This window comes from Streptomyces sp. NPDC047081 (assembly GCF_040643775.1).
GTDB lineage: Bacteria > Actinomycetota > Actinomycetes > Streptomycetales > Streptomycetaceae > Streptomyces.
The window spans coordinates 23,866-39,788 of the sequence record NZ_JBEYUY010000022.1 but is presented as its reverse complement, the minus strand read 5'-3'; the positions used below and the strand labels follow the sequence as shown (position 1 = coordinate 39,788).

Annotated in this window: 11 protein-coding genes; 7 read left to right on the top strand and 4 right to left on the bottom strand. The window is 73.1% G+C overall.

Annotated features, from left to right (window positions below; genetic code table 11):
• The first annotated feature begins 166 nt into the window (after positions 1-166).
• A complete protein-coding gene (locus tag ABZ848_RS33590) occupies positions 167-2,029 on the top strand; it encodes an HSP90 family protein (RefSeq protein ID WP_360838019.1) in 1,863 nt (620 codons plus the stop codon).
• Positions 2,029-5,025 carry a tetratricopeptide repeat protein gene (locus tag ABZ848_RS33585; RefSeq protein WP_360838018.1) on the top strand — a complete coding sequence of 999 codons (2,997 nt, stop codon included), beginning with the start codon at positions 2,029-2,031 and terminating at the stop codon, positions 5,023-5,025. Before ABZ848_RS33590 ends, ABZ848_RS33585 begins: the two co-directional genes overlap by 1 nt.
• Before the next feature lie 28 nt (positions 5,026-5,053).
• On the opposite strand, the gene ABZ848_RS33580 is transcribed toward ABZ848_RS33585, so the two are convergent.
• Positions 5,054-6,925, bottom strand: a complete 1,872-nt coding sequence (locus ABZ848_RS33580; protein ID WP_360838017.1) for a DAK2 domain-containing protein — start codon at positions 6,923-6,925, stop codon at positions 5,054-5,056.
• A gap of 201 nt (positions 6,926-7,126) precedes the next feature.
• Here ABZ848_RS33580 and rpmB point away from each other — a divergent pair, with 201 nt between their 5' ends.
• From rpmB to ABZ848_RS33565, 3 genes are all read left to right on the top strand, one after another.
• Positions 7,127-7,312, top strand: a complete 186-nt coding sequence (gene rpmB / locus ABZ848_RS33575; protein ID WP_003993230.1) for a 50S ribosomal protein L28 — start codon at positions 7,127-7,129, stop codon at positions 7,310-7,312.
• 113 nt (positions 7,313-7,425) lie between these two features.
• Positions 7,426-10,677 carry a BTAD domain-containing putative transcriptional regulator gene (locus ABZ848_RS33570; RefSeq protein WP_360838015.1) on the top strand — a complete coding sequence of 1,084 codons (3,252 nt, stop codon included), beginning with the start codon at positions 7,426-7,428 and terminating at the stop codon, positions 10,675-10,677.
• 34 nt (positions 10,678-10,711) lie between these two features.
• Positions 10,712-11,950 (top strand): FAD-dependent monooxygenase, encoded by a 1,239-nt coding sequence (locus ABZ848_RS33565; RefSeq protein WP_360838013.1) that lies wholly within the window; start codon positions 10,712-10,714, stop codon positions 11,948-11,950.
• Here ABZ848_RS33565 and thiD read toward each other — a convergent pair.
• Positions 11,925-12,731 (bottom strand): bifunctional hydroxymethylpyrimidine kinase/phosphomethylpyrimidine kinase, encoded by an 807-nt coding sequence (gene thiD, locus ABZ848_RS33560; RefSeq protein WP_360838011.1) that lies wholly within the window; start codon positions 12,729-12,731, stop codon positions 11,925-11,927. The genes ABZ848_RS33565 and thiD overlap by 26 nt on opposite strands.
• Positions 12,728-13,693 carry a thiamine-phosphate kinase gene (locus tag ABZ848_RS33555; RefSeq protein WP_242775579.1) on the bottom strand — a complete coding sequence of 322 codons (966 nt, stop codon included), beginning with the start codon at positions 13,691-13,693 and terminating at the stop codon, positions 12,728-12,730. Before ABZ848_RS33555 ends, thiD begins: the two co-directional genes overlap by 4 nt.
• A gap of 197 nt (positions 13,694-13,890) precedes the next feature.
• On the opposite strand from ABZ848_RS33555, the gene ABZ848_RS33550 reads away from it, so the two are divergent.
• Together ABZ848_RS33550 and ABZ848_RS33545 are read left to right on the top strand one after the other, a co-directional pair.
• Positions 13,891-14,124, top strand: coding sequence for an Lrp/AsnC ligand binding domain-containing protein (locus ABZ848_RS33550; protein ID WP_003997603.1), 234 nt, complete (start codon positions 13,891-13,893; stop codon positions 14,122-14,124).
• Positions 14,125-14,144: 20 nt separating this feature from the next.
• Entirely contained in the window at positions 14,145-14,627 is a 483-nt protein-coding gene (locus ABZ848_RS33545; protein WP_360838008.1) for a DUF3515 domain-containing protein, read from the top strand.
• A gap of 103 nt (positions 14,628-14,730) precedes the next feature.
• Here the strand turns inward: ABZ848_RS33545 and ABZ848_RS33540 are convergent, their stop codons facing one another.
• Positions 14,731-15,888: a D-alanine--D-alanine ligase family protein gene (locus tag ABZ848_RS33540; RefSeq protein ID WP_360838006.1), complete on the bottom strand. Its 1,158-nt coding sequence runs from the start codon at positions 15,886-15,888 to the stop codon at positions 14,731-14,733.
• Positions 15,889-15,923 lie beyond the last annotated feature (35 nt).

Here is a 15,923-nt window from a genome sequence, read left to right as displayed (position 1 = left end):
TGCACACCACGCCACTGACATTGCCGTATACGTACCCAGAAACCCCTGGTCAGACGGCTGGTTCGGGCTCTAGGATGGCGCGCTCCGGCCATCCCCCGCGGTCACCGCCCCATCCGGGACCGCCCGACCCCGCGCCGACGCGAGTCCCCCCACCGGCGCTGCGACGATGGACTCCCAGACCTCGAAGTCACCCCAGCCGTCCCAGTCACCCCAGCAGCCTCACACTTTCCAGGTCGACCTGCGCGGCCTGGTGGACCTGCTCTCGCACCACCTCTACTCCAGCCCCAAGGTGTATCTGCGGGAGCTCCTGCAGAACGCCGTGGACGCCATCACCGCCCGGCGGGCCGAGCAGCCCGACGCCCCGGCGCGGGTGCGGTTGTACGCGGAGGGCGGCGCCCTGCGTGTCGAGGACACCGGCGTGGGGCTCACCGAGGCGGACGTGCACAACCTGTTGGCCACGATCGGGCGCAGCTCCAAGCGGGCCGAGGGGCTGGAGGCGGCCCGGTCCGAGTTCCTCGGGCAGTTCGGCATCGGGCTGCTGGCCTGCTTCGTGGTGGCCGAGCGGATCCGGGTAGTCAGCCGCAGCGCCCGTACGCCGGACGCGGCGCCCGTGGAGTGGACGGCGAGCGACGACGGCTCGTACACCGTCCGGACGCTGCCCGCCCAGGCCCGTCCCGAACCCGGCACGACCGTGCATCTGGTCGCGCGGGCGGGGGCCGGCGAGTGGCTGACGCCCGAGCGCGTGCTCACGCTGGCGCGGGACTTCGGGTCGCTGCTGCCGTACGACGTCCGGGTCGGTGAGGAGGCGGTCACCGATCTGCCGGCTCCGTGGGACCGGCCCTACCCCTCCCCCGCCAACCGGCGTGTGGCGCTGGCCCGGCACTGTCACGACCTGTTCGGCTTCACCCCGCTGGACACGATCGAGCTGAGCGTGCCGCTGGCCGGGATCCGCGGGGTCGCGTACGTGCTGCCCTCCGCGGTCAGCCCGGCCCAGCGGGCCACGCATCGCGTGCACCTCAAGGGCATGCTGCTGACCGAGCGGGCCGAACAGCTGCTGCCGGACTGGGCGTTCTTCGTGCGCTGCGTGCTGGACACGGACAGCCTGCGGCCCACGGCGTCGCGCGAGGCGCTGTACGAGGACGAGACGCTGGCCGCCGTACGGGAGGCGCTGGGCGAAAGGATTCGGTCCTGGCTGACGGGGCTCGCGGCGGGGGATCCGGAACGGCTCGGCGCCTTCCTGTCCGTGCACCACCTGGGCGTGAAGTCCCTTGCGCGGCACGACACGGAGATGCTGCGGACGATGCTGCCGTGGCTGCCCTTCGAGACCACCGACGGGCGGCTGTCCCTGGAGGAGTTCGCGCAGCGGCACCCGGTGGTGCACTTCACGCGGACCGTCGAGGAGTACCGGCAGGTCGCGCCGATCGCGTCCGCGCAGGGCGTGGGGGTGATCAACGGCGGTTACACGTACGACAGCGAGCTGGTCGAGGCGCTGCCGTCGGTGCGGCCGGGGACGGTGGTCGCGGAGCTGGACGCGGACACGGTGACCGCGCATCTGGACGCGGTGGATCCGGCGGAGGAGCTGGCGTTGTCGGGGTTCCTGGCGGCGGCCCGGGCCCGGCTGGACGCAGTGCAATGTGACATAGTACTGCGCTCCTTCCACCCCATCTCGGTGCCCGCGCTGCACCTCGACGACCGCCGGACCCGTCACGAACAGGCCCGCGCCGAGGCCGAGGAGCAGGCCGACGACCTGTGGGCGGGCATCCTGGGTTCGCTGCGCGGCGGCGCCCCACGCGCGCGTCTGGTGCTCAACCACCTCAACCCGCTGGTCCGCAGGATCAGTTCGCTGGGTGACGCGGAACTGATCGGCACCGCCACGGAGTCCCTCTATGGGCAGGCGCTGCTGATGGCGCAGCGCCCGCTGCGGCCGGCGGACACCGCGCTGTTGAACCGGGCGTTCATCGGTCTGCTGGAATGGGCGACTCACGGCGAATCCGACACGCCGGGCAACTCCGCGGGGGGCGGTCACTGATGAGCGGGATCACGGACTTCGACGCCCTGCGCCGGGCGATGGCGGAGAACTCCGAGCAGCCGGAGGGCCCGGCGCGCAACGCGCGCGCGGAGGAGCTGCTTGCCGAGGCCGAGAAGCTGGGCATTCCGCTGGCCGTCGTCGAGGCGCTCGGACACCAGCTGAAGGTCTACAACTACAGCTCCGAGAAGGACAAGATGTTCGTCCCCTTTGCGCGTCTGCTGCGCATGTGGGACGAGCGGCCCGAGGACTTCGACGAGTACGAGGTGCACTCGCTGCACTGGGTCTTCAAGTGGATGTCGTCCGGCATGCTCGACCAGCCGCACGTGCCGCTCGCCTCGATCGAGAAGTGGCTCGGCGAGATGGAGCACCGCTACCGGCTCGCGGGGCACTCGGAACGGGCCGTGCGCAGCGCGGAGTTCAGTGTGGCCGCGCATGTCGGGGACGTCACGCGCGCGCAGCGCGCGTACACGGCGTGGCTGGCCGCGGACCGGGACGACATGGCCGACTGCCACGCGTGCGAGCTGCACGGGCAGGGCTGGTGGCAGGCCGAGCAGGGGCGCGACGCGGAGGCGCTGCTGCTGTGGCGGCCGGTCCTGGAGGGCGAGTTCACCTGCGCGCACGAGCCGCACACGGTGCTGGCGTCGTCCCTGGTGCCGCTGCTGCGGCTGGGCCGCACGGACGAGGCGCGCGCGAACCATCTGCGCGGCTTCCGGCTCGTGCGGTCCATGGAGAGCATGCGGGGCGCGTACGCGGACCATGTGGAGTTCTGCGCGCTGACCGGGAACGAGGCGCGCGGTCTGGAGCTGCTCGCGGAGCGGCCGGCGTACTTCACGGACACCGGGCATCCGCGCAGCCGGCTGGAGTTCCTGAGCGTGGTGACGCTGCTCATGGAGCGCCTGGACGAGGTCGGGCTCGGCGACCGTGAGGTGCCGGGGCCGGCCGGCCGCACGTGGACCGCGCGCGAACTCGCCGCACACGCGCGTGCGGAGGCGCTCGCGCTGGCGGCGCGCTTCGACGAGCGCAACGGCACGGCGTACGTGAGTGAACGGGCACGCGCGCGTATGGCGCAGCGCCCGCTGGTGGACCGGCTGCCGCTCGGGGTGCGCGCGGCGGTGCGCCCTGTCGTGGCCCCCGCCGCTCCTGTGGCGCCGGTCGCGGTGGACGCGGCGGAACCGGATCTGCCGGCGCTGCTGGCCGAGGCGCGACGGCTCTCGGACACCCTGCAGCCGAACGCCGTGGAGGCGTGGGCGGCCGTCTCCCGGGCCGCCGAGGGCGCCGAGCTGGACGCCCGCGACCGCGCGGAGATCGTCGACCACGAGGCGATGGACCGGGGCCCCGAGGGCGCCGAGCTCTTCGAGCGGGCCGCCGAGCTGTACGCGGAGGCGGGCGACCCCGGTGAGTCCCTGGCGGCACGCACGCGTGCGGCGTACGTACGCGCCCTGACGGGCCGCGTGGACGAGGCCCTCGCCGCGGTCGCCGAGCCGTACGACCAGATCCTCGCGCTGTACGCCGACGACGCGACGGAGGTACGTCAGACGGCGTCGGTGCTGATGGGCCGGGCGCGGATCCTGATGCGGAGGGTGCAGGAGGCGAACGAGGCCGCGGAGGACGGCGGGCAGGTCAACGGTGTGACGGACGAGGCGGGCGGCGCCGCCGACGCGCCTTCCGGCGAAACGGTTCTGGCCGACGCCGAGGCCGCCGTGCGGGAGTTGCTCGCGTTGGTCGGCGGGTACGCCGGGGGCGACGTGCGGATCGCTTCGCGGGAGGCCGAGGGGCGGGCCATGCTTGCCGAACTGGCGTTGCAGCGCGGCGACTTCGAGGAGGCCGTCGAGTTGTTCGGGCGGGCCTCGGCCGGGTTCGTCACGGTCGGGCTGCCGTGGTTCGCCGTGGAGTACGAGGCGCGGCTGGCCGGGCTCGCGCACCACCTCGGCGACATGGCGGAGACGGAACGGGCGCTACGGGCGGCCCTGGAGCACGGCGGAGCCCATCTGGAGGCCGTCGGACGGGCCCAGCTGCACCTCCAGCTGGCCGAGGTGCTCGGTGGCCGCGGGCTGGCCGTGGAGGCCTCGGAGCACGCCCTGGAGGCCGCGCACTGGGCCGACGAGGCGGGCGAGGGCCGGACGCTCGGCGCCTGGGCCCGGCACCAGCTGGGCGGGTTCCTGCTGCGCCAGGGACGCTGGGCCGAGGCCGCCGAGGTGCTGGAGTCGGCGCTGCCCGACCTGAGCGCCGAGACGCACGGCGACGGCGCGGTCGTACAGACGCAGTGGTGGCTGGGCGACTGTCTGAGCGAGCTCGGCGAGCACCGGGAGGCGGCCGAACGGCGGCTGCAGGCGGCCGAGACCGCCCGGCACTGGCCCGAGCAGCACGACCACGCGACGCTCGCCCACCTCGCCGCCGAGTCCCTCGGAGCGGCGGGGCTGCCCGCCGAGGCGGACCGGGCGTACGCGCGCGCGGGCGAGCTGTGGCGTTCGCTCGGCAATGTGCACGGCCTGGTGCGTTCCCTGCGCGCACGCGCGTGGCTGGCGCTGCGGGCGGACGACGGGGCGGACGAGGCACGGGAGTTGATGGCGGCCGCGGTCCGGGAGTGCGAGTCCGTGCTGGGCGACGGCGTGGACGACGAGGAGGCGCGCGAGCGGCTCGTCGCCGAACTCGGGCACACCCACCGCCAGTTCGGCGACCTTCTGGCCCGCTCGGCGGCCGAGGACGCCGACGACGACTCGATACGGGCCGCCCTCGAAGGCGCCCTCGCCGAGGTCGGCGAGGCCGTCGCGGTCTTCGCCTCCCTCGGGGACGACGCCCTGCACAGCCGTACCGGGGCCGAACTCGCCGCGGGCTGGCTGGAGGCCGACCTCAGCCGTCCAGCACGGGCGGCGGCACGCGCGCGTGCGGTGCTCGCGGCCTACGACGGCGCCGACGAGGCGGACGAGACGGCTCAGGAACGGCGTTCGGAGGCGGAGCAGATGCTCCAGGTGGTGGAGGAGCAGGGGGCGGAGTAGCAGGGGGCGCGTAGAGCACTCGGGCCGGTTATTCGACGCCGATCAGCAGCAGTGCGCCCTGGCGGCCGCCCCGGTACACCACCGTGTCGACGGCGAGGTACGACTCACGCACGCGTGCCTCCAGGTGCGCGGCGACGGACTCGGGGGCCTCGTCGCCGATGACGAGGGTGACGAGTTCGCCGCCGGCCTGGAGCATGCGGTCCAGGACCGACTCGGCCGTGGCGGTGACGTCGGAGCCGATCACGGCGACGTCGCCGTCGACGAGGCCCAGGACGTCACCGGCCTGGCAGATGCCGGCCATGGTCCAGGACTGGCGCTCGGCGACGGCGACCTCGGCGTAACGGGTCGCGCCGGCCGCGGAGGTCATCGACACGACGTCCTCGTCGAAGCGGCGCTCGGGCTCGTGCACGGCGAGCGCCGCGATGCCCTGGACGGCGGACCGGGTCGGGATCAGCGCCACCCGGATGCCCTCGGCGCGGGCCTGCTCGGCCGCCGCGGCGGCGGTGTGGCGCAGGTCGGCGTCGTTGGGCAGCAGCACGACCTCGCGCGCGTGGGCCCGCCGTACGGCATCGAGGAGCTCCCCGCTCGCGGGCGGCTCCCCGGGGCGCGCGAGCACGGTGGTCGCGCCGGCCTCGGTGTAGAGCCCGGCCAGGCCCTCGCCGGGCACGACGGCCACCACGGCACGCTGGACGCGCTCCCGGGGCGGCCGTTCCGCGCCGGTGGTGTGCACGTCACCGGCGCCGAAGTGGGTGATCCGGATCCGGTACGGCCGCCCGGCCTCGACGCCCGCCTCCACGGCGGCGCCCGCGTCGTCGACGTGCACATGCACGTTCCACAGCCCGTCGCCGCCGACCACGACCAGGGAGTCGCCGAGGGCGTCGAGCCGGTCGCGCAGGCGGGACACGGCCGCGTCCTCGGCCTCCAGCAGGTAGATCACCTCGAAGGCGGGGCCGCTCGCGCCGGGGGCGCAGTCGTCGGCGAGAGCGGCGGCGGGGGTGACGGCCGTCTCGCCGTCCACGCGCGCGTGGAGCGCGTCGGCGACGTGTGCTTGTAGGGCGTCGGCGCCGTGTGGCTGGAGGGGGTCGGTGCCGTGCGGCTGGAGCGCGTCGGCGGCCTGCGCTCGGGAATGGGGATCGCCGGCTTCGTCGCCCCCCGCGTCTCCTTGCGCGGCCCACGCTTCCGTACCACCGCCCCGTCTCACGCGCGCGTGCCCCGCCGAAACCGCGACCGCCCCCGGCACCTCCCCCGTGAACGTCTCCACCAGCGCCCCGAGCACCGCCACGAGCCCTCGGCCGCCGGCGTCGACCACCCCGGCCCGGCCCAGTACCGCCAGCTGCCCCGGGGTCGCGGCCAGGGCGGCGCGGGCTCCCTCGTAGGCGGCGCGGGCGACCGCCCCGCAGTCGCCCTCCGTACCGTCGGCCGCGTCGGCGGCGGCCGAGGCGACCGACAGGACCGTGCCCTCGACGGGATGGGCGACGGCCTGGCGGGCGGAGTCGGCGGCGTGCCGGAGGGCGAGGCGGAGGCCGGAGCCGTCGGTGTGAGGCGTCTCACCGTCGGCGGCGAGGACCTGGGCCATGCCGCGCAGCAGCTGGGCGAGGATGGTCCCGGAGTTCCCCTGGGCGCCTATCAGCGCGCCGTGCGCCATCGCGCGCGCGGCGTCGGCGAGCGCGGGCTTCCCGGACTGCGCGGGGCCGACCGCATGACCTGCGAAGACGGCCTCCACGGCGGCGGCCGCGGACTCCACGGTCAGATACAGGTTGGTGCCGGTGTCCCCGTCCGCCACGGGATAGACGTTGATCGCGTCGATCTCCTCGCGCGCGCGACCGAGCGCCTCCAGCGCGAGGCCGCACCAGGTGCGCACCGCGAGAGCATCGAAGAATGTCTGCGGCACCTGCGCCACCTACGGCCTCCCTGAGCTGCTGGACTGCACGCAGCGTAGAGCAGCCATGGTAGTTTCGTTCTACTGGCGCAGTCGTTGTATGCTGCTCCGGTTGCCCGATCCGATCGGGCCGTTCCCCTGGCAACGCCACTCAGATCTAAGATCTCGATCCCGGCATGCCGGGATTAACCGTAAGTGCATCTGAAGCTTTTGGAGTGACCCGTGGCTGCCAACTGCGACGTCTGCGGCAAGGGCCCGGGCTTCGGCAACAACATCTCGCACTCGCACCGCCGTACGTCCCGTCGCTGGAACCCCAACATCCAGCGCGTCCGTACCGTGGTCGGCGGGACGCCGAAGCGCGTGAACGCTTGCACCTCGTGCATCAAGGCCGGCAAGGTCTCGCGCTGACGCACAGTTAAGCGCGCGGCCACTGCTGGTTCGCTGCATCGAGCCGGTCCACCGGAAGGTGGGCCGGCTTTTTGCTGTACCTGACAAGTCGCCCCGCCTGACAAGCTGTACGCATGCGCTTCGGCATCCTGGGCCCCCTGGAGGTACGCACCGACGACGGCACCCCCGTCGACCCCGGCGGTCCCCGCCCCCGCGCCCTGCTCACCCTCCTGCTCCTGGACGTCGGTCACGCGGTCTCCACGCAGCGCCTCGCAGACGGCCTGTACGGCGCCGAGCCGCCCTCCGGGGCCGCCAACGCCCTCCAGTCCCAGATCTCCCGTCTGCGCCGCCGTCTGGCCCCGCACACGGACATCGAGGCGGGTCCGGCGGGCTACCGTCTCACCGCCTCCGCCGAGAGCGTCGACGCCCACCGTTTCGAGCGCCTGGCCGCGGAGGGGCGCGAGGCGCTCGACGCGGGTGATCACGCGCGGGCTCTCTCCCGTCTCCGCGAGGCCCTCGCCCTCTGGCGCGGCCGGGCCCTGCCCGACCTCCCGGACGCGCATGCCGAGGCCGCGCGGTTCGAGGAGCTGAGGCTGGCCGCCGTACAGAATCGCGTGGAGGCGGAGCTGGCGCTCGGCGGTGGCGCCGACCTCGTACCGGAGCTGCGGGCGCTGCTGGCCGCGCATCCGCTGAGCGAGCGGCTGTACGGGCAGCTGATGCGGGCGCTGCACGCGGCGGGCCGGCCGGCGGAGGCGCTCACCGTGTACGAGGAGGCGCGGCGCACGCTCGCGGACGAGCTGGGCGCGGACCCGTCACCCGAACTGTCCGCCCTGCACCTGGAACTCCTCCGGGGCACCGAGCCCGAACGCCGCCGCCTGCCGGTCCAGCTCACCCGCTTCGTCGGCCGCGAGCCCGAACTCACCCGCATCGCAGCCCTCCTGACCGACTCCCGCCTGATCACCCTCACGGGCCCGGGCGGCGCGGGCAAGACCCGCCTGGCAATCGAGGCAGCGGCCGCACTCCGAACCCGCCCGGCCGGGGCCGACGCGCCAACGGGCCGCTACGGCGGGGCCGCCACAAACACACGGCCACCTTCGGCGGCACAGCCGAGAGACCCGCACCCCACCACCCAAGACCCCCGCACAATCCCCGGGGGCCCACACCTCGCATCTCATGGCCGCGCCCTCCCCGAGGACTCGCGCCCGGCCGCCCAAGCCTCACGCGCAGCCCCCGATGGCTCACACCCCGCCAACACGCACCCGCACCCCACCCCCGACATCTGCTTCGTAGAACTCGCCCCCCTCACCGACGGCCGCCACATCCCCTACGCCGTCCTGACCGCCCTCGGCATCCGCGAAGGCTTTCGTACGCCCGCCACCGATGGGCTCGATCGGCTCCTCGGTGCCTTGGAGGACCGTGAGGTCCTGCTCGTGCTCGACAACTGTGAGCATCTCGTCGAGGACGCCGCGAGGGTCGTCTCCCTGATGCTCGCCGCCTGTTCCGGTGTGCGGGTTCTCGCCACCAGCCGGGAGTCGCTCGGTGTCACCGGTGAGGTCCTGGTGCCCGTGCCGCCGTTGCAGCCGGAGCCGGCGACCGCGCTGTTCCTGGACCGGGCCCGGGCCGTGCGCCCCGGTTTCGACGGCCACGCGCGTGTGGGCGACATCTGCACCGCCCTCGACGGGCTTCCCCTCGCCATCGAGCTGGCGGCCGCCCGGCTGCGGACGCTCACCCCGGACGAGCTCGCCGACCGCCTCGACGACCGGTTCCGGCTGCTGTCCCGGGGCGACCGCTCCAAGGCGCCCCGGCACCGCACCCTGCGCGCCGTCGTGGAGTGGAGCTGGGAGCTGCTGGACGAGGAGGAGCGGGAGCTCGCGCGGCGGCTGACCGTGTTCTCCGGGGGCGCGACGCTGGAGGCCGTCGAGGCGGTCTGCGGGCTCTCGTACCCGGAGGACGTGCTCGCCTCGCTGGTCGAGAAGTCCCTGCTGGAGGTCTCCGAGGGGCGCTACCGGATGCTGGAGACCATCCGGGCCTTCGCCGCCGAGGACGTGCCCGAGCCGGAGGAGCTGCGGGACGCCCACGCCGCGTACTTCCTGCGGCTGGCCGAGGAGGCGGAGCCGTATCTGCGCGGCGGCGGTCAACTGCCCTGGCTGGACCGGCTGTCCGCCGAGCGCGGCAACCTGGACACGGCCCTGCGCCACCTCGTACGCCGTGCCCCCGAGGACGCGCTGCGGCTCATGGCGTTGCTGTCCTGGTTCTGGCGGCTGCGCGGACTGCACGGCGAACAGATGCCCACGGCCCGGGAGTTGCTGGCGACGGTGGGCGACACACCACCGCCGGGGCTGGAGGAGGAGTACGCCCTGTGCGTGGCCAACGCGCTCTCGGGCGACGGTGAGCGTCCCGACGGCCAGGAGGAGCTCATCGCGCGCCTGGTCGCGCTGCTGGCCCGGTACGAGGGCCCGCTCAGGCTGCCGTACGTCGTCGTCCTGTGGTCGCTCGCGGTCGGCCCCCGGCAGGCCACCAACGAGCAGGCCGAGGCCCTGGCCGGCGGCTCCCCCTGGACGCGTGCGCTGCTCGACGTCGGCCGGGGGTTCCAGGCGCAGTTCAGGGGCCGGCCTCTGGAGTCGGAGGAGTGCTTCGCGCGGGCGCTGGAGGGCTTCCGGGCCACCGGCGACCGCTGGGGCATGGCCAACTGCCTGGAGCCGCTGGGGATGTTCAGCCACGCGCGCGGGGACTCGCGCCGCGCGCTGGAGCTCCTCGACGAAGGGCTCGTGCACGTCCGGGAGCTGGCCGCCCCGGAGGAGACCGCCGATCTGCTGCGCACCCGGGGCACCGTACTGCTCCACCAGGGCGACGCGGCCGACGCGGCCGCCCACTTCGGGCAGGCGCTGACGCTCGCGCGCTCCGCCGGTCTGCCCGACAAGGTGGCGGGCGCCCGGCGCGGTCTCGCCGACACGGCCCGGCTGACCGGGGACACGGCACGCGCGCGCGTGGAGTACGAGAACGCCCTGGAGGCGTGCGCCGCCAACTGGTTCAGTGTCGGCGAGAGCGTGCGGATCTTCATCGGGCTCGGCCGCACGGCCGTCGCCGAGGGGGACGTGGAACTGGCCCGCGACTGGTTCCGGCAGGCCGCCGAGCTCGCCACCGAGGGCCCCGGAGACCTCGAACTCGCCGACACCGCCGAGGCGTTGGCCGAGGTCGCCGAGTCCCCACGGCGGGCCGCCGTCCTGCTCGGCGCCGGGGCGGGCCTGCGGGGCGGCCGGGTCGAGGGCGACCCCGATGTCGTACGAGTGGAGCGGGACGTACGCGCAAAGCTGTCGCCCCAGGCCTATGACCAGGCCTTCGAGCAGGGCCGGAGCCTGCGGTCAGCGGCGGTCAGCGAACGGTAGGAGAACGGTCAGCGCCGGCGCCGAAGCTCGACCCATGACGAAGACACCGAGCACCGCGAAGACACCGAGCACGACGAACGCTCAGAGCCTCGACCACCTGAACGTCCTCATCTCCGGCGCCAGCGTCGCGGGCCCCGCCCTCGCCCTCAACCTGCTCCGCCACGGCGCCCGAGTCACCGTCGTCGAGAAGGCGCCCCAACTCCGCGGCGGCGGCTTCGCGGTCGACTTCCGCGGCCACGTCCACCGCACCGTCCTGACCGCCATGGGCATCTGGGACGAGATCCACGCCCGCCAGACCCACATGGGCCGCCAGATCGTCGTCGACGCGGACGACTCCCCGAAGGTGGACCTGCCCTCGGAGATGATGAGCGGCGACGTCGAGATCTTCCGGGGCGAGCTCGCTCGGATCATGTACGAGCGGACACGGGATCGGGTCGAGTACGTGTTCGGCGACTCGATCACCACGCTCACCGACACGGCCGACGGCGTCGACGTCACCTTCGAGAACGGCCCCGCACGCCGCTTCGACCTGGTGATCGGCGCGGACGGCCTGCACTCGAACACCCGCGCTTTGGCCTTCGGCGACGAATCGCGCTACCTGCGCTTCTTCGACCACTACGTGGCCGGCTTCGAGGTCCCCAACCACCTGGGCCTGGACCGCACCGGCCGCACCTACAGCGAGCCCGGCCGCGCGATCATGATCGGCAACTACGACGGCGACCCGGACCGCGCGGGCGCGCTGCTGGTCTTCCGCTCCGAACCGCTGTCGTACGACCGCCGGGACATCGCGGGACAGAAGCGGATCCTCGCCGAGCGCTTCGCGGGGATGGGCTGGGAGGGGCCGAACGTCCTCAAGGCCCTCGAAGAGACCGATGACCTCTACTTCGACGCGATCGCCCAGATCCACGTCGACCGGCTCACCAAGGGGCGCGTGGCGCTCCTCGGGGACGCGGGCCACGGGGCGACCATGGGCGGCATGGGGACGGGCGTGGCGATCGTCGGCGCGTACGTCCTCGCCGGTGAACTGGCCCTCGCGGGCGGGGACCACCGTACGGCGTTCGCCGCGTACGAGGCCCGGATCACCGACTTCGCGAAGGGCTGCCAGAAGACCTCGGGCAACGCGGGCCCGTTCTTCGCGCCGCCCACCGAGCGGCGCATTCGCAGCCGGGACCGCATGTACCGGCTGCTCGCCTCACGCCCGCTGGCCGCCTTCTTCAAGAAGATCACCGAGAAGTCGGCGACCAACATCAAGCTCCCCGAGTACCCCGCATAAGGGCCCAGCCGTGGTCCACGGGCCCGATCCCGCCGCCGAGCGCGAACCCGGCGGCGATCGCCCCGGTGACGTACTCCTTGGCCGCCGCCACCGCCTCCGGCACGGACTGCCCCTTCGCCAGCTGCGACGCGATCGCGGACGCGAGGGTGCAGCCCGTGCCGTGCGTGTGCCGGTTGTCGAGACGTGGGGCGCGGAACCAGTGCTCCTCACCGCCGTCGGTGAGCAAGTCGACCGCGTCACCGGTGAGATGACCGCCCTTGACGAGCACCCACTTCGGCCCGTACGCCAGCACGGCCGCCGCGGCCTCCTTCAGCTGCTCCTCCGACTCGACCTGTACGCCGGTGAGTTGGGCCACCTCGTCGAGGTTCGGCGTGGCGACGGTGGCGGCCGGAAGCAGGCGCCGGCGTACGGAGTCCAGCGCCTCCGCGGCCAGCAGCGAGTCCCCGTGCTTGGAGACGCCCACGGGGTCGACGACCACCGGAGCGTCCGTCCCGGCGATCAACTCGGCCACCGCGTCGACGAGTTCGGCGGACGCCAGCATCCCCGTCTTGACCGCCTGTACGCCGATGTCGTCGACGACACTGCGGTACTGGGCCCGCACCGCCTCCACCGGCAACGGCCAAGCCCCCTGCACTCCAAGGGAGTTCTGGGCCGTGACCGCCGTGATCACGCTCATGCCGTGCACACCGAGCGCGAGCATGGTCTTCAAGTCGGCCTGGATTCCGGCCCCTCCACCGGAGTCGGAGCCCGCGACCGCCAGCACCCTCGGCGGGGCGTTCACGACTCGATGTCCCCGAAGTGGTCCCAGCCGCCCTTGCTCGTCCACGGCGCCCCGTCGACCGTCACCTGGGGCAGGGCGGACGGGTTGAGCACCTCGCCGATCACCTTCCAGCGGGCCGGCAGCTTCACGTCCGGCGGGAAGGTCGCCACGATCGCGTGGTCCTCTCCCCCGGTCAGCACCCACTGCATCGGGTCGACGCCGACGGCCTGCCCGATGTCGTTCATCTGGGAGGGGATGTCGATCGCGCCGGAGCGGATGTCGATGCGGACCTTGCTGGCCTCGGCGATGTGCCCGAGGTCGGCGATCAGCCCGTCGCTGACGTCGCACATCGCGGTCGCGCCGAGCCCGGCCGCCGCAGGACCCGCGTGATACGGCGGCTCGGGGCGCCGGTGCGCCTCGACGAACGCGCGCGGCGAGCGGAAGCCGCGGGAGAGCACCGCGTATCCGGCGGCCGACCAGCCCAGCCAGCCGGTCACCGCGACGAGGTCGCCGGGCTGGGCGCCGGCCCGGGTGATCGGCTCCTGGTTGCGCAGATCGCCGAGCGCGGTGATCGACACCATGATCGTGTCGCCTCGTACGACATCACCGCCCACGACCGACGCGCCCGCCACCTGGCACTCGTCGCGCAGGCCGTCCATCAGCTCGCTGGGCCAGGTCACCGGGAGTTCGGCGGGGACGACCAGGCCGAGCAGCAGGGCGGTCGGTACGGCGCCCATGGCGGCGATGTCCGCGAGGTTCTGGGCGGCGGCCTTGCGGCCCACGTCGTAGGCCGTGGACCAGTCGCGGCGGAAGTGCCGGCCCTCCAGGAGGATGTCGGTGGAGGCCACGACCCGTCGGTCGGGCGCGGCGACCACCGCGGCGTCGTCGCCCGGGCCGACCCGGACCGCCGAGGTGGTGGTGAGACGGGAGGTGAGCTCCCTGATGAGCCCGAACTCCCCGAGCTCACCAACAGTGCCCTTCATTGCCCTTGCTCCCCTTCTGTCCCTTGCCGTGCCCGGTCGCGCGTCACCAGTGTCCTCGATACGGTCGAGACATCCGTCAACCCGTGTCGTACCGGCACCCCGGCGCGGGGGCCCCGGGTCTCCCCGCGGTGAGCGGCGACGCGATACCGTGGCGTTCCTTTTCCCCACATGATCCTCGTGGCCGCCCTGGAGGTTCCGTGGTACAGGCGTACATCCTGATCCAGACGGAGGTCGGCAAAGCGTCGACCGTCGCCGAGACGATCAGCAAGATTCCTGGGGTGATCCAGGCCGAGGACGTGACAGGACCCTATGACGTGATCGTGCGGGCGCAGGCCGACACCGTGGACGACCTCGGCCGCATGGTGGTCGCGAAGGTCCAGCAAGTGGACGGCATCACCCGCACCCTGACCTGCCCGGTCGTGCATCTGTAGCCCCCGTCTACCCTTGGCCGGTGAACTTCTTCAGTCACCGGCTCACCGGCCTGCCCGTGCTCGCCCTGCTGATCACGGTCGCGGGCTGCTCATCAGCAGACGACAGTGCCCGGGCCGCGGTTCCCTCGCCGGGTACGAAGGTCGCCGAGCTGTGCCGGAACCTGGACAAGGCGGTGCCGGCCAAGGTCGACGGTCAAGGCCGCCGGGATCCCGAGCCCGCGTCCGCGCTGACCGCGGGCTGGGGGAACCCGGCGATCATACTGCGCTGCGGTGTCGAGCGGCCCGCGAAGATGAGCGACCCGGAGGCCGACGGCGTCGAGGTCAACGGCGTGGGCTGGCTGCTGGAGAAGCAGAGCGACGGGTCGTTCCGCTTCACGACGACCCTGCGCAAGGCGTACGTCGAGGTGAGCATCCCGAAGGACCGCACGGCAGACGGGATGGCGCCGTTGGTGGATCTGGCGCCCGCCGTGAAGAAAGCGATCCCGGCGGGTATTGCCGACTAGTCGCCATGGCCGGAGAGGTCGTGCGTCGGCTGCGGACCGCTGGGGGCTGGTCGCGCGCACGCGGCGGAGCCGCATATTGATACGGCCCGCGCCCCTGGGTCGGTCAGCGCAAACCCGTTGACCTGCGCAGCGCCGCCTGGATGAGGCGGTCCACCAGTTCCGGATAGCTGATCCCGCTCGCCGCCCACATCTGCGGGTACATCGAGATCGGGGTCATGCCCGGCATCGTGTTGATCTCGTTGATGACGAAGTCGCCGTCCTCGGTGAGGAAGAAGTCCGCGCGGACCAGGCCCTCGCAGGACGCGGCCTCGAAGGCGTCCACCGCGAGGCGCTGCACCTCGGCGGTCTCCTCCGGGGTGAGCGGCGCCGGGACGATGCCCGGGGTCGAGTCGATGTACTTGGCCTCGAAGTCGTAGTACGCGTGCGCCTGGGCCGGCGGGATCTCCGAGGGGACGCTGGCCCGCGGGCCGTCCTCGAACTCCAGCACCCCGCACTCGATCTCGCGGCCCCTGAGCGCCGCCTCGACCAGGATCTTCGGGTCGTGCCGCTGCGCCTCGGCGATCGCCTCGTCGAGCCCGGACAGGTCGTCGACCTTGGTGATGCCGATCGAGGAACCCGCGCGCGCCGGCTTCACGAACAGCGGCCAGCCGTGGTCGCCGGCCAGGTCGACGATCTTCTTGCGGGCGGCCGACTCGTCCAGCTCCCACTCGCGCGGCCGGATCACCACGTACGGGCCGACCTTGAGCCCGAAGGAGGTGAACACCCGCTTCATGTACTCCTTGTCCTGGCCGACGGCCGAGGCGAGCACGCCCGAGCCCACGTAGGGGACACCGGAGAGCTCCAGCAGGCCCTGCAGGGTGCCGTCCTCGCCGTACGGGCCGTGCAGCACCGGGAAGACGACGTCGATCTCGCCGAGCGCCTTGGGCACCGATCCCGGTTCGCTGTAGACGACTTCGCGGTTCGCCGGGTCGACGGGGAGCACCACGCCGCCCTCGCTGGACTCCGCGAGGTCGTCGACCTCGGGCGTGCGGCGGTCGGCGATCGCCATGCGCTCGGGTTCGTCGGCCGTGAGCATCCAGCGGCCTTCCCGGGTGATGCCGATCGGCAGGACGTCGTACTTCGTCCGGTCGATGGCACGCAGTACGGCGCCGGCGGTGACCACGGAGATCCCGTGTTCGGAGCTGCGGCCGCCGAACACGACGGCCACGCGCGGCTTGCGGGCGGGCTGCTCAGGGCTCTGGGAGAGGTTCTCGGTGCTCATATCGCGTTGAGAGTACCCGTTGGTAGTGCGCTGAT